Annotated in this window: 13 protein-coding genes; 11 read left to right on the forward strand and 2 right to left on the reverse strand. The window is 42.6% G+C overall.

Annotation, left to right across the window (positions count from 1 at the left end; genetic code table 11):
* Nucleotides 1-39 precede the first annotated feature (39 nt).
* Nucleotides 40-1,140, reverse strand: a complete 1,101-nt coding sequence (gene ychF / locus D1614_RS21485) for a redox-regulated ATPase YchF (RefSeq protein WP_119440054.1) — start codon at nucleotides 1,138-1,140, stop codon at nucleotides 40-42.
* A gap of 167 nt (nucleotides 1,141-1,307) precedes the next feature.
* Here ychF and D1614_RS21490 point away from each other — a divergent pair, with 167 nt between their 5' ends.
* From D1614_RS21490 to D1614_RS21515, 6 genes are all read left to right on the forward strand, one after another.
* Nucleotides 1,308-2,054, forward strand: a complete 747-nt coding sequence (locus tag D1614_RS21490; RefSeq protein ID WP_119440055.1) for an NUDIX hydrolase — start codon at nucleotides 1,308-1,310, stop codon at nucleotides 2,052-2,054.
* A 47-nt stretch (nucleotides 2,055-2,101) separates the two neighbouring features.
* Nucleotides 2,102-2,650 (forward strand): RNA polymerase sigma factor, encoded by a 549-nt coding sequence (locus D1614_RS21495; RefSeq protein ID WP_119440056.1) that lies wholly within the window; start codon nucleotides 2,102-2,104, stop codon nucleotides 2,648-2,650.
* Between the two features lie 52 nt (nucleotides 2,651-2,702).
* On the forward strand, nucleotides 2,703-3,155 hold the full coding sequence (locus tag D1614_RS21500) for a hypothetical protein (protein WP_119440057.1): 453 nt from the start codon (nucleotides 2,703-2,705) through the stop codon (nucleotides 3,153-3,155).
* 1 nt (nucleotide 3,156) lies between these two features.
* Nucleotides 3,157-3,630 carry a hypothetical protein gene (locus D1614_RS21505; protein WP_119440058.1) on the forward strand — a complete coding sequence of 158 codons (474 nt, stop codon included), beginning with the start codon at nucleotides 3,157-3,159 and terminating at the stop codon, nucleotides 3,628-3,630.
* A 189-nt stretch (nucleotides 3,631-3,819) separates the two neighbouring features.
* Nucleotides 3,820-4,941: a glycosyltransferase gene (locus tag D1614_RS21510; protein WP_119440059.1), complete on the forward strand. Its 1,122-nt coding sequence runs from the start codon at nucleotides 3,820-3,822 to the stop codon at nucleotides 4,939-4,941.
* On the forward strand, nucleotides 4,938-6,335 hold the full coding sequence (locus D1614_RS21515; RefSeq protein WP_119440060.1) for a redoxin domain-containing protein: 1,398 nt from the start codon (nucleotides 4,938-4,940) through the stop codon (nucleotides 6,333-6,335). Before D1614_RS21510 ends, D1614_RS21515 begins: the two co-directional genes overlap by 4 nt.
* A 49-nt stretch (nucleotides 6,336-6,384) precedes the next feature.
* Here the strand turns inward: D1614_RS21515 and D1614_RS21520 are convergent, their stop codons facing one another.
* Entirely contained in the window at nucleotides 6,385-8,565 is a 2,181-nt protein-coding gene (locus D1614_RS21520; RefSeq protein ID WP_162304596.1) for a T9SS type A sorting domain-containing protein, read from the reverse strand.
* 133 nt (nucleotides 8,566-8,698) lie between these two features.
* Here D1614_RS21520 and D1614_RS21525 point away from each other — a divergent pair, with 133 nt between their 5' ends.
* The 5 genes from D1614_RS21525 (at nucleotide 8,699) to D1614_RS21555 (ending at nucleotide 13,616) form a co-directional block, all read left to right on the forward strand.
* On the forward strand, nucleotides 8,699-9,091 hold the full coding sequence (locus tag D1614_RS21525; protein WP_119440062.1) for a heme-binding domain-containing protein: 393 nt from the start codon (nucleotides 8,699-8,701) through the stop codon (nucleotides 9,089-9,091).
* Nucleotide 9,092: 1 nt separating this feature from the next.
* Nucleotides 9,093-9,566, forward strand: a complete 474-nt coding sequence (locus D1614_RS21530) for a heme-binding domain-containing protein (protein WP_119440063.1) — start codon at nucleotides 9,093-9,095, stop codon at nucleotides 9,564-9,566.
* Between the two features lie 42 nt (nucleotides 9,567-9,608).
* Nucleotides 9,609-10,022: a threonyl-tRNA synthetase editing domain-containing protein gene (locus D1614_RS21535; RefSeq protein ID WP_119440064.1), complete on the forward strand. Its 414-nt coding sequence runs from the start codon at nucleotides 9,609-9,611 to the stop codon at nucleotides 10,020-10,022.
* Between the two features lie 82 nt (nucleotides 10,023-10,104).
* A complete protein-coding gene (locus D1614_RS21540) occupies nucleotides 10,105-11,325 on the forward strand; it encodes a DEAD/DEAH box helicase (RefSeq protein ID WP_119440065.1) in 1,221 nt (406 codons plus the stop codon).
* 1,268 nt (nucleotides 11,326-12,593) lie between these two features.
* Nucleotides 12,594-13,616: a tetratricopeptide repeat protein gene (locus D1614_RS21555; RefSeq protein WP_162304597.1), complete on the forward strand. Its 1,023-nt coding sequence runs from the start codon at nucleotides 12,594-12,596 to the stop codon at nucleotides 13,614-13,616.
* The last annotated feature ends 77 nt before the right edge of the window (nucleotides 13,617-13,693 follow it).

The following is a 13,693-nucleotide window of genomic DNA, read 5'->3' on the forward strand; positions in this document are numbered from 1 at the left end:
AACCAACCCTATTGAATCGTATATTGTAACTTCTGTTTCTTAAACGTTGAACCGGAAGTGCATGATATCTCCGTCCTTCACCACATATTCCTTTCCTTCGATCGACATTTTCCCGGCTTCCTTACAAGCCTGTTCAGAACCTAAAGTAATGAAGTCGTTGTAACCGATTACCTCGGCCCGGATAAATCCTTTTTCAAAATCGGAGTGAATAACCCCGGCAGCCTGCGGTGCTTTGCATCCTCTTTTGAATGTCCAGGCACGCACCTCTTTTACACCGGCCGTAAAGTAAGTCTCCAGCTGAAGTAATTTATAAGCAGCCCGGATAAGTTTGCTAACACCCGACTCTTTCAAACCCAGGTCGTCCAAAAACATCTGACGTTCTTCGTAATCTTCCAGCTCGGCAATATCCGCTTCGGTAGCCGCAGCAATCATCAGCATTTCGGCATTTTCATCTTTAATGGCTTCTTTTACCGTATCCACATGCTTATTTCCTTTCAATACCGAAGCTTCATCCACGTTGCAAACATACAGAATCGGTTTATTGGTCAGCAACTGCAGGCCTTTTACCAGGGCTTCATCTGCCGGATCAACCTCAACCGTTCGCGCCGATTTTCCCTGCATTAAAACATCCTTGTAGGTAGAAAGAATACGATACAGTCGTTTTGCTTCCTGGTCGTTACCCGTTTTGGCCTGTTTTTCCACTTTGGCAATCCGGCTTTCCACCGTTTCCAGGTCTTTTAATTGCAACTCAATATCAATGGTTTCCTTATCGCGCACCGGGTCAATGTTTCCGTCAACATGTGTGATGTTGTCGTTCTCGAAACACCGCAGCACGTGAATAATAGCATCGGTTTCGCGAATGTTTCCCAGGAATTTATTTCCCAAACCTTCGCCTTTACTGGCGCCCTTCACCAATCCGGCAATATCAACAATCTCGACCGTTGTTGGCACCACACGCTGCGGCTTTACCAACGACTCCAATTTTGTTAATCTCTCATCCGGAACCGTAATTACGCCAACATTGGGTTCTATCGTACAAAAAGGAAAATTTGCCGACTGAGCTTTTGCACTCGACAAACAATTAAACAAAGTTGATTTCCCCACGTTTGGCAAACCAACGATTCCACATTTCAAAGCCATTCTACTCGATTAAAAATTTGCGCTGCAAAGGTAATTTTTTTTTGATTTTAAATACCTATTGCTAGAATACCCAAGCAATAAGCTTATTGTTATTAACACAGCATAATTAAAAATTAAAACATTGATAAAACGTAGCGATTCGCTACATTTGCGGAAACATCAGGCCTATGATACTCAAAAACCTTTCGATCGACTGTGTAATCTTTGGATTTAAGGACAATAAATTGAATGTGTTACTGTGGCAGGCTGAACCGGAATTACTGCAGAAATATTTAATATCCAAAGAGGAGTATCAACAGTTAAAAGAGATCTTTGAAAAGAATCCCGCATTAAAATCGGATAAATACTGGGGCCTGATCGGAACCCATTTACCGGTTGAAGAAGACCTGGATGTGTATGCAAAAAAAATACTGGAGGTTGCCACCGGCTTAAAAGGTATTTACCTGAAACAATTCAGAACCTTTGGAGACGCAGGCAGAATTCCGCACATGCGGGTTTTAACCGTTGCCTATTATGCGCTAATCAATCCGGAATACCACAACCTTGAGCTATCTCCCATCGCAAAAGCGGTGAGATGGTTCGACATTGACCAGCTGCCCGAAGTAATCTTCGATGTTAAGGAAATTATACTGAAAGCGCTAAAAACACTTCGAGAAGAAGTTAAATACCACCCGGTTGGCTTCCATATGCTGCCCGATAAATTTACCTTAACAGAATTGCAGACCCTTTACGAGGTAATTCTGGATAAGAAACTGGATACCCGGAATTTCAGAAAAAAAATACAAAACATGGGATTACTGGTCGACACGGGCGAAAAACAAACCAATGTTGCTCACCGTGCCGCCAAACTCTATTCCTTTGATCTGGAAATTTACCACCAGCTTCGGGAGGAAGGACTTAATTTTAGCATTTAAACCATTAAACCTTCCCCTGCAAACCGCGTCATAGTGGAAGTTGTATTATGCCGGATAACGATCAACATATTATTGCCGACCTGAAAGACGAGAACAAGAGAAATCTTGCTTTTCATATGCTGGTAAAAACATACCAGGAGCGCCTGTACTGGCACATCCGGAAAATTGTTTTAAACCATGATGATGCCGACGATGTACTGCAAAATACCTTTATGAAAGTGTGGCGCAACATCGACACATTCCGGGAAGAATCCAGTTTATTTACCTGGCTCTACCGGATCGCCACCAACGAATCGATAACTTTTCTCAATTCAAAAAAAAGGAAAAGCCTTTTACCGCTTAACGACGAAAGTGAGTACCTGCTTGAAAATCTGGCATCTGATCCTTATTTCGAAGGAGATAAAATTCAGTTAAAATTGCAGGAAGCAATTGTACGCCTTCCGGAAAAACAACGATTGGTTTTTAATATGAAATATTTTGATGAAATGAAATACGACGACATGGCCGAAATTCTGGATACCTCGGTTGGTGCGTTAAAAGCATCGTACCACCACGCAGTAAAAAAAGTAGAAGAATTTTTGAAGAATAATGATTAAGTGACCGTGTTAAACCTTTTTAAGAATGGACAGTCAATATAACAAATGAGGGATGATGGATGAAATGAAAAATAACGCGTCAAAATTATCAGAAATAAAAAAGGAGAATCCGTTTGGAACTCCCGAACAGTATTTCGATGATTTTTCTGCCCGTCTTCACACCAGGATGGCAGCAGAAGCACAATCCTCCGCGCCCCAAAAGCCACGAATCTTCCAGTTGCTAAAGCCAGCCTTAGGATTGGCTGCAAGTTTTGCCGTAGTGGTTATGCTGGTATACGTTCCCCTGCGTTTATTTATGCCGAAAGAACTAAACCAGGTTGCGCAGGTTACCGATACAAGCGATGCAGGGTTCCTGAACATTATTGAAAAAATTGATGAAGAATCGTTTGTTGCATTACTGAATGATACCGAATCGGAAGATGATTTTACGAACGATGAACTGGCTCTTTATGTAAGTGCCAATTTCAGTGACTATGAACTTTATGAAAATCTAACAAATAAATAGTATGATAAATAAGACGCTATATATCGTAAGCCTTACCCTCCTGTTTTTTGTTCAGTCGGTTGTGGTGCATGCCCAACACGACAAATCGGACAGGTGGGAAAAATTCAGGGCAGAGAAAGTCTCTTTTTTAACAGACAAACTCGATCTGACACCCGAAGAAGCGCAGAGCTTTTGGCCTGTATACAACAAAATGGAGAAAGAAAGAATGGATGCACAAATGGCTCGCCGCGAACTTGAAAAACAGGTACGCGATGCCGGTGAAACCATGTCAGATAAAGAGATCATAAAACTTACCCGCGAATTTGCCCAGAAAATGGACGAAGAAGGAACGCTTGCGACGAAATACAATGAGCAATTTCTGAAAATTCTTCCTCCGCAAAAAGTATTGAAGATGTACAAAGCCGAGGGCGAATTCAGAATGTACATGTTCAGGAAATACCGCGATCAGCGGGAAGGTGAAACTAAAAAAGATTAATACTCAAAAAAAACAGGGAAACCAACTTAGTTTCCTTTTTGCACTATCTCATAAATATGTTATTAGGTTAAAAAACCGCCGGCCAATACCGGCGGTTTTCTTTTCCGAAAACTTCCGGTTTTAGGATAAAAATCCCCGTTCAGCTTGTATTTTTGGAATACATCTTTGTTTGATTACATTTGTGTCGCGATGGCAGAAATTAGTATCAATATTGTTGCGTTCGATATTCCATATCCGGCTGATTACGGGGGCAGCATCGACATCTTTTACAAGTTAAAAGCGCTTCATGAGAATGGTGCTCAAATCATTCTCCACTGTTTTAAATACAACAAAAGTGAACAACCCGAACTGGACAAGTATTGTCAAAAAGTAATTTACTACAAAAGGCAAAGAGGCGTCCGTTTTATTTTTTCGCGGCTTCCGTATATTGTGATAACCCGAAAAAATAAACAGCTGTTAAAAAACCTGGCTGCCAACAATTATCCGATTTTATTCGAAGGCCTGCATTCGTGCTACTACCTAAACGCACGAAAGCTGAGAGAACGACGTAAAATTGTGCGTATGCACAACATCGAACACGACTATTACAAGGGACTGCACGATGCATCGGTCGATTTCTTCAGGCGAATTTATTACGGAATGGAGAGCCGCAAGCTGAAACGATACGAACGGGTACTGAAACATGCGTCGCAAATCATCAGCATCATATACGACGATCAAAGGTATTTCGAAAATAAATACGGCAAAACACTGTGCATTCCGGCTTTTCACCCGTTTGATAACATCACCGTGGAGCCGGGAAAAGGATCGTACTTTCTGTACCATGGAAACCTGTCGGTAGAAGAAAACCAGAAAGCTGTCCGGTTCCTGTTGTACGAAGTTTTTAACCACCTCGACACCAAACTGATCATTGCCGGTAAGAATCCGGAAAAAGACATTGAAAACAGGGCCAACAAACTCGAAAACGTGGAGTTGATTGCCAACCCATCGGAAGAAAAAATGTACGAACTGCTTAAAAATGCACAGGGCTGTGTACTGCCCACCTTTCAGGATACCGGGCTAAAGCTTAAGCTACTGATATCACTGTTTTCGTCAAGGTTTGTACTGGCCAACAACACGATGGTAAAACACACTGCACTCGCCGATTTGTGTGAGATTGCCTATACCGCCAGTGAATTTAAAAACGCCATAAGAGACCTTGCCAACCAGGAATTCACTGCCGAAATGGTCGAACAACGCGTTCGTAAACTCCAGAAATTCACCAATGAATACAATAGTGCTGAACTGATTAAATCAATCATCAACGAATGAGCAGATATTTAATGACCTTACTGCTTCTCGTTCCTGTAAATATTTTACTGGCGCAGCAATACAGGATTGAAATTGAATTACCCAACCAGGCCGGGAAGCAAATCAGGCTGGCTTATCATTATCTCGACAAACTGTACGCTGCCGACACCACCCTGCTTGACAACAAAGGCTACGGCGTATTTGAAGGCGACTCCTTACTAACTCAGGGATTGTATAAAGTACTGATCGACGAACAGCAGCATTTTGATTTTCTGCTGGGAGCCGATCAGCAATTTCATCTGTACAATGCAGGCACCACTTCTGCCGAAATGAAAATAAAAGGCTCGGAGGAAGCAGAAGCCTTTGTGGATTATTTGGTCTTTTTAGAGAGCCTGAAAACCAAAAGCAGCGAGCTGAGCGAGCGTTTTAAAAAGGCAGGCGAAACCGAAAAAAAAGAAATTCAGAACGAATTACAGGGTTTAAACACAGAAATGAAGAACTATTGGGAAAAAATCAACCAACAACTTCCCGGTTCATTTCTGTACAAATTTCTGGTTGCCAACGAGGTTCCCCGGCTCGACACTTCTACTTTGCCGCTTGAAATTCAGCAAAACGATTCCTTGTTGTTACTGGCACAGTTTCGCTACCAATTGGAGCATTACTGGGATAATTTTGATTATACCGACGAACGGATGCTTCTTACTCCGTTTTACAAACCCAAACTCGAAACCTGGTTTACCAAGGCTTTATACCCCAGCTATGATTCGGTAAAACCGTATGTTTATCGTTTTCTGGACCAGGTTGAATCCAATCCGCGCATATTTCAGTACGCAGCTTCGTATTTTCTGAATTCTGCCATCAACAGTAATATTCTTGGTATGGATGCTTTGTTTGTGGATTTGGCCAACGATTACTACCTCAACGGGAAGGCGTTTTGGGCCTCGGAATCTACCATCGAAAAGGTACGGGAAAATGTGTTGTTCCTGAAAAATAACCTGCTTGGGAAAACAGCGCCCGATCTCACCCTCGAAAGTTACGAAGGAGAATACATCAACCTTCACCAGATTGAAGCCAAAATAACTGTTTTAGTGATCTATGAGCCCCATTGCGGCCATTGCAAAGTGTTTGTTCCGCAGTTGTACAACGAGGTTTTTCTGCCCAACAAAGACAAGGGACTGGAAGTGTTTGCCATTTACTCGATGGACAAACGCGAAGAATGGTCCGAATTTTTGGTTGAACACAATATGTTCGACTGGATCAATGTATGGGACGAGCACCACACCTCCCGTTTCAAAGTTTTATACGATGCAAGAAAAACACCCGGAGTGTATATTCTCGATCACGACAAAAAGATTATCGCCAAAAAATTGGACATCGAACAGCTAAAGCAATTAATGGCCGATACCTTGAATTGATCATTTATTGGGCGAACCAATCAACACACTTTACCTGACGGCGCAGGTTCTAAAAAACCGAGAATTTTCGGGTAACAAACGAATCGTTGTAATTAAAACGAATGATATAAGTACCGGGAGTGTTCCCCGACAGATCGATCTGCACATTCTTCTCTCCTACGCTAATTAGCGGCACATTTATTTCCTGGCCCAGCACATTGTAAACGGCCACGGTTTCAATTACTATTTCCTGGTCAGAAACAACATTAAGCACCGAATTTACCGGGTTGGGATACAGCCAAACAACCGCCGGTACTTTTACAATGGGCGTGTCAGTCAACTGGTCAAAATTACACGCCACCAGTTCCATCACGTTCGTAATTGCGCCCTGGTCGTTGCTTTCAAAGTTGTACCAGTCGCCCGTTCGTTTGTAGAAAAAGTTATTCTCCGCGCCTGAATTCCGCAGCGATTGATATACTACAAATGTATCCTGCGCCTGTACATTGCTGATATCAAAGCCAACAAAGAAAGTTCCCACGGGCTCCACATCCGTATCAAAAGGAATGTAATTCATCGCATCTTTTGCCAGGCTCAGAATGTTTACATTCTTACTATAAAGAACATTCTTAGGCGCATCGGTTCCTTCATAGACCTTTACCGTAATACTGCTCGCGGCCCCTGCTTTTTTAACGATTTTACCGACTCCCAGCGAAACTCCTTTTACGGTTTCGTTACCTGAAACCGAGAACTGTTCAACGATTTCGGTGATTCCAACACTGTTGGTTCCCCCCCAGTATCCGGCAAAGCTACCCCCCGAAGTAATTCGAATATTCGCGTGTTCGTCGTTGTCATTCAGGTTGGTAAAAGCCCCGCAAAGATTTTCTCCCGAGTTAAACTGCTTCCCATCCAATGAGGAAGCGTTTGTATTCAGCGGGTCGAGCCAGTATTTCACCTGCTTGCTGCTATCCGAACGATAGTCCCAGTAAACAGCAAAGTTCGCAAAAAAATCATTCATGGGTCTGCTGCATATGGCCTGCCCACCTGTTAAGGTTCCGATAAGCTGGCCTTTTGTGTTAAAAAGACCGCCCCCCGAAGAACCGCTTTCGGTTACTCCTTCCTCCCATTCTGCAATTTTCAAAAAAGCATTCGGAATGTATTGACTGTTAAAACTGGATTTAGTTGGCTTATCATTATCTATCGCAATCTTCTTTACGTCGCCCTGCGGATGATGAATACTCACGCTTGAGTCGGGCAGAATACTGGAATGACTCCACCCGGCATAATAAGGCCGGTAGGTTGGCGGAGGGATCAACGACATTTCAACCAAGGCAAAATCCAGGCTGTCATGTTGCGCCCTCATTTCCGCACCCGAGATCGAATTTCCCGGATCACCGTCGAGCGGCGCACAGTAAGGACTTTCATAGTTAAAAGTATAAACGGCTGTTTCGGCAAACTCCCATTTATCGTAACAGTGGCCCGCCGACAAAATGTAAGGCTTTCCGTCTTCTGCCGTGTTATTGACAAGTGTACCGCTGCAAACTTCCGCACCGTCTTCGGTAGGTACAATCAGCCGGCAAACCGCATTCTTCACTTCCGCAAACCTGTCGGCAACCGAGCAGTTCACATCAATGTTACAACTACCGGCCACCTTTCCGGTAGGGCGACGGTCGGATTTGATGATCCCAAGAAAATCGTGGTTTACGCGTACAAGCTTAAAACTATTGGGCTTCCCAAATTTTTGCGGCACTTCGTATTGAATCGTGACCTCGTCGCCGGCCACCGGAGAAACCGCAAATTTCCGCGATGTTTTATTGTTTCTTGAAGTGTAAGCTCCCAGGTAATGTTCTTCCTTTTCATTGTACAAAAACAACCGGGCTCCATCCGGAAGCTGAAAATTATCAAAAATGAAGAACAACGATTGGGCACCTTCCGATTTAACGGTAAGCTTCCACACATTATAACCCTCATTTGCAGAATACCAGTCGCCGGAGTTGTCAGGACTCAGCTGCACATGAAAACCATAAGCAAACTGCAAGCCCTTTAGCTCTCCTTTATTCGACAAGTTCTCTTCCATTATCGAATCAATAATGCTTTGCTTAACGGCCGGCATTTCCACCGCTCGGGCAACCGCACTTTTGGTTGAAATCACCTGCAAAGGATAGCCGCCTTCAGAAACCTGGGCAGCAGCAAAATGTGTATTGATAAACAGGAAGGTTATTATTCCGGCAAGGAAAATGGAACTTCTCAACATCCGCAAAGATTTAATTTCGCCTGAAAAATACATAAAAAACTCTCGTGGTAGTCCGCTTCGTCTGTTTTTCAACAAAAGCAAGCTAACTTGTGTTATAGTAATCAAACTATAAATTAAACTTAAAATTACATTTATGAGAACAAAAACCAGCCTCTCTCTTTTGTTTGTGGCCCTGTTTAGTCTGTCGCTGTTTGCCGGCGAAACCGAAAAAAATCCGGTTCAACCTTTTGGCCCCATGCCCGACGAAGTAAAAGCAATCGTCGATAAATCCTGCATCGGATGCCACAACACCGATTCCAGAAACGAAGACGCCAAAAAGGAACTCGACTTCAAAAAACTGGACACGCTCAGCAAAGTGAAAATGATCGGCACCTACAAAGAAATATCAGAGACCCTTGAAAAGAACGAAATGCCGCCAAAAAAGTTTTTGGAAAAATACCCCGACAAAGCCTTATCGGACACCGAAAAGAAAGTGCTGCTGAATTGGGCCAAAAAAGAAACAAAAGCCCTGGTAAAAGCAAAATAATATGCGCAAAATACTTCGGATCTTTTTTCTGCTGATTCTGGTGGCATTGGTGGCCGCACAGTTTTTTCAACCGGAAAGAAATACCAGTGAAGCGTCGGAAAACAATATTCTGACGCTTCATTCTGTTCCTGAAAATGTGGCAGAAATTCTCAAAAGCTCTTGTTTCGATTGCCATTCAAACAATAGCACTTATCATTGGTACCACGCTGTTTCACCGGCATCGTGGATGGTGGCCGATCACATTCAGGAAGGAAAAAAAGAATTGAATTTCTCGGAATGGGGAAACATGGATGTTTTTTCGCAGATCACCAAACTGGAGGAAATGTGCCAGGAAAGTGAACACCGGGAAATGCCGCTCAAATCGTATCTTTTGATGCACCCCAAAGCCAAGCTTTCGGACGAACAAATTGCCGTGCTTTGTGACTGGACTACCCGTTTAAGCGAAGAACTGCTGGTCAAAGCCGTGGAAGAATAGCCCGCTTTCTCACATTTCCTTTATCTTTAGCTTAAAAACAGGATGAAGGTACTGGTTATGTATGTCGACCGCTTTTCGTACACGCCCCGGACAAAAAATCTGGAGACAGCCGAAGAAATAACAGATGGAGCAGCATTTACTGACTCCATTCTGGCATTTATACAGGTGGAAGAAGCCGACGAAGAAAAGGACGTGGCAAGCCGCGAGAAAAAGCTGGTGAACCACCTGAAGTGGACCGCCCGCAAAAACAACTGCAAAAGTGTGATCCTTCATTCGTTTGCGCATCTTTCCGAATCAAAGGCATCGATCGAATTTACCAAAGAGTTGTTTGACCTGGCAGAAAAACGCCTTCAAAATGCGGACTTCACAACCGCACAAACTCCCTTTGGGTATTTTCTTGATCTCGACATAAAAGCACCCGGGTTTTCGCTGGCCCGAATTTGGGCTACTTTGTAAAACAATCGCCAAATCGTCAGAATATTGACGGAGCCTTGCGCATGAACAAACGATTCAACTACCTTTGTCGCAAAATCAGATCATGAAGTTCGAGGATTATTCAATAGCACAGCCCATTAAGCAAAACCTGGAAAAGCAGGGATTGCGCCGCCCCACTGACATTCAGTACAAAGCCATTCCGCCTATTTTAAAGGGCGAAGATGTGCTGGCCATTGCACAAACCGGCACCGGGAAAACCGCTGCTTTTGTGATTCCCGTGCTTCACAAACTGCAACAAAGTAAAAACAGGCAGGGAGTAAAATGCCTGGTGATGGCCCCGACCCACGAACTGGCCGAGCAGATTTGTTCTGTTTTTAATGGTTTGGCTGAAAACATGAACATAAAAACCATGGCGCTTATTGGCGGAGTGGAGCAAGATCCGCAAATCAGTCAGATTCAAAAAGGTGTTGATGTGGTGGTAGCCACGCCCGGCCGGCTTTTTGACCTGGTGAGCCAGGGGCATCTGAAATTGCAGGATGTAGAGATCCTGATCCTTGACGAAGCCGATCACATGCTCGATCTGGGCTTTATCAAAGACATCAACGACCTGATCCGCTTTCTGCCCAAAAAACGGCAAACGCTGTTTTTCTCAGCCACCATTAATCCGAAGATTAAAAAGCTGGCCTATTCGCTGGTCAATAACGCCATACGCATACAGATTTCGCCTAAAAACCCGGTAGCCAAAAACATCGACCACAAAGTTGCCTATATTGAAATGGACGATAAACGGGCCTTTCTCGAAAGACTGGTAACTGAAAACCCGGAGGCAAAGATCCTGGTTTTTGTGCGGACCAAAGTGCGCGCCGAAAGAGTGAAAAAGGCGATGGAACGGGTAAAGATCCAATCCGAAACCATCCACAGCGACAAAGAGCAAAAAGAGCGAAATGCCACCATGAGCAACTTTAAGTCGGGTGCTTCGCGTTTGCTGATTGCCACCGATGTGAGTGCGCGGGGCATCGATATTCCGAATGTGGATTTTGTGGTGAATTACGACCTGCCCGAAGTTCCTGAAAATTACGTGCACCGCGTTGGGCGTACCGGACGGGGGAAAAACAAAGGACAGGCGGTTTCGTTTTGCAGCACCGAGGAGAAAGAGATTCTGGAAGAAATCGAAGGCTTTCTGGAAAAAGAAATCACCGTTCTTGAAATCGACAAAGGAGACTACCAGGAAACGCTCGACTTTACCGCCGACACCGATTACAACTGGAAACGGCTGATGCGCGAAGCCAACGCACCTCCACCCAAACGCAGAAAAAAGAAATAAGCAGTTTCTCTTTGGTTCAGCTACCCTTTTACACAACCCGCTCGCGCCGGTTTGCAATCGGTGAGTAGTTTTTGTTGTAGGGCATTATTCAGTCGCAGTTTGCAGTCTCAGTTTGCAGTATTTAGGAAAGGTCAACGACTGACAAATGACCAATGACTCGCAGCTCGCAGCTAATAGCATTCAGCTTATTCATGCATTAAAGCATTTCTGCATTCTCGCATTGTTGTTGAAGGATTGATGGACTGAAGGATTGAATTTCAAATAATCAATAACAAATAATGAATATCCAATGACCAGTGACTCGTGGCTCATAGCTCATAGCTTGCACTGCGGTTTCCGGCAGCCAGTGGTAAATCACCACGTCCTGAAAAAATCGTCAGACAAGGCTTGGTGACTTACCACGGGGCAAAAAATTGATTTTCCTGCCAATGGTGAATCGCCACGCGATGAAAAATTGGTTTTTCGGTGAATGGTAAATCACCACGTGATGAAAAATTGATTTTTCGACCAATGGTGACGCACCACGTGATGAGAAAATGATTTTTTGGCGAATGGTGACTTACCACGTCCTGAAAAACTGATTGGTCAGCTTATTTTCCCGGAAAATGGACTGAAAAAATGATTGGACAAGTCATTTCCACAGAAAACGGGGTGGAAAAATGTTTGGTCGGCTTATTTTCCAGGGAAATGACCTGAAAAATTGATTGGCGGGCTTTTGTCCAGCGACAATGAAGTGAAAAAGTATTTTGGCAACGTTTTGTCCGGGACAATGAAGTGAAAAAATGTTTTGACAACCTTTTGTCCGCGACAATGAAGCAAAAAAGTGTTTTGACAGCCTTTTGTCCGCGACAATGATGTGAAAAAGTATTTTGCCAACCTTTTGTCCGCGACAATGAAGTGAAAAAGTATTTTGCCAACGTTTTGTCCGGGACAATGAAGCGAAAAATTGATTGGCGGGTCTTTGTCCAGCGACAATGAAGCCAAAAATCATTCCGGCAGCTTTTGGTACTTCCTCCCTACCCCAAACTGCGTACTGCCCTCAAAATCTTTTTAATGCTCAGCCAACAAGGATGAGAAATTATGTTTATTTTAGAAAACAAAAACGAATAATTACCCAATACATTGAAAACTCTGCTTGCCAATACAAAACACAAATACGGTTGGCTTTTTAGATGCAAAGCCTCAGATATCAAAGACTTAAACAACCAGGCATTAGTATAGTGTATGTTACAGTGTGGCATACATATACGTTACCGCCAATTTACGAGATGAACGAGCAATATAACATAGAAGAGATAAGACAACTTGAAAAAAACCTTTCTGAAAAACCTGATGACACGGATTTAATGAATAAGTTGGCTATTGGTTATTTGAATTGCAGAGAAGCTGATAGCTTTAATAAAGTAGATGATTTATTAAAAAAGGCATTTGAGATTAAGCCATCTATTAAGACTTCAAATAATTATGCATATCAAATTATAACGGATCGGGATGATTACGAAAAAGGAATTGAAATATTAAAACCATTCGTAGACAAGAAACCAAAATCATTTATGCCATATAATGTGATTGGTTATGCTTACTTAATGAAAGGAAACTATGAGAAGGCTAAGTTTTATTTTGAAAAAGCAATGACTTTATCACAAACGGAAATGGTGGAAATTATTCACAATTTGGCAGTATGTGAAAATCATTTAGGAAATCCTCAAAAAGCCCTCAATTTGTATGATAAATCAATTGCGATAAATGACAAAGATAATGAGTCAAAGTTTAATAAAGCGGTATGTTTATATGAGCTAGGTTCGCATTCTGAAATAGAAGAAATTATTCAAACAATTAGAAAGAGCGCAGCTTATAAAGATTCAACAGCTTGGGTGTCAAGTTCAGAATTAAGTGAACTTTATTATTTGCAAGGTGATTTGCAGAATGCATATGATTTTTTTTTACAGAATCCTTTCACACCTGATTTAATTTCAGATTTGGTATCATCTTTTCTTCTATTTAACTATGATAAACCTAAGTTTCAAAAATTGGTAAACGAACAAGTTGGAGAAAAAAATGAATGGATTAACGAACTCAATGACCCTAAAGATGAAGATTATTATGATTACTCGGATGAAGAAAGGATTGAACAGACTAAGAAGTTAGAAAATGAAATTCACACCTTGAAAAGTATTGAACTCCATTTGACTAAACCTCCACAATTAAATCCTGCAAAACTATATATGACTACTTTCTGTGGTTGTATGTTATATGATTGTAAGATACACAGGACACAATTTGATGAATAAAGTCGAGTAGGTAAAGGGGAATCACACCCCTAAACCTCTCACAGAACCGTACGTGATAGTCTCCCATCATACGGCTC

The organism is Maribellus luteus (assembly GCF_003576475.1).
GTDB lineage: Bacteria > Bacteroidota > Bacteroidia > Bacteroidales > Prolixibacteraceae > Draconibacterium > Draconibacterium luteum.

What these genes read in the sequence shown, in the direction of transcription:
- D1614_RS21515 (WP_119440060.1), top strand. Translation starts at nt 4,938, where the DNA reads ATGAGCAGATATTTAATGACCTTACTGCTTCTCGTTCCTGTAAATATT.
- D1614_RS21540 (WP_119440065.1), top strand. Translation starts at nt 10,105, where the DNA reads ATGAAGTTCGAGGATTATTCAATAGCACAGCCCATTAAGCAAAACCTG.
- D1614_RS21535 (WP_119440064.1), top strand. Translation starts at nt 9,609, where the DNA reads ATGAAGGTACTGGTTATGTATGTCGACCGCTTTTCGTACACGCCCCGG.
- D1614_RS21525 (WP_119440062.1), top strand. Translation starts at nt 8,699, where the DNA reads ATGAGAACAAAAACCAGCCTCTCTCTTTTGTTTGTGGCCCTGTTTAGT.
- ychF (WP_119440054.1), bottom strand. Translation starts at nt 1,140, where the DNA reads ATGGCTTTGAAATGTGGAATCGTTGGTTTGCCAAACGTGGGGAAATCA.
- D1614_RS21495 (WP_119440056.1), top strand. Translation starts at nt 2,102, where the DNA reads ATGCCGGATAACGATCAACATATTATTGCCGACCTGAAAGACGAGAAC.
- D1614_RS21555 (WP_162304597.1), top strand. Translation starts at nt 12,594, where the DNA reads ATGAACGAGCAATATAACATAGAAGAGATAAGACAACTTGAAAAAAAC.
- D1614_RS21500 (WP_119440057.1), top strand. Translation starts at nt 2,703, where the DNA reads ATGATGGATGAAATGAAAAATAACGCGTCAAAATTATCAGAAATAAAA.
- D1614_RS21510 (WP_119440059.1), top strand. Translation starts at nt 3,820, where the DNA reads ATGGCAGAAATTAGTATCAATATTGTTGCGTTCGATATTCCATATCCG.
- D1614_RS21530 (WP_119440063.1), top strand. Translation starts at nt 9,093, where the DNA reads ATGCGCAAAATACTTCGGATCTTTTTTCTGCTGATTCTGGTGGCATTG.
- D1614_RS21490 (WP_119440055.1), top strand. Translation starts at nt 1,308, where the DNA reads ATGATACTCAAAAACCTTTCGATCGACTGTGTAATCTTTGGATTTAAG.
- D1614_RS21520 (WP_162304596.1), bottom strand. Translation starts at nt 8,565, where the DNA reads ATGTTGAGAAGTTCCATTTTCCTTGCCGGAATAATAACCTTCCTGTTT.
- D1614_RS21505 (WP_119440058.1), top strand. Translation starts at nt 3,157, where the DNA reads ATGATAAATAAGACGCTATATATCGTAAGCCTTACCCTCCTGTTTTTT.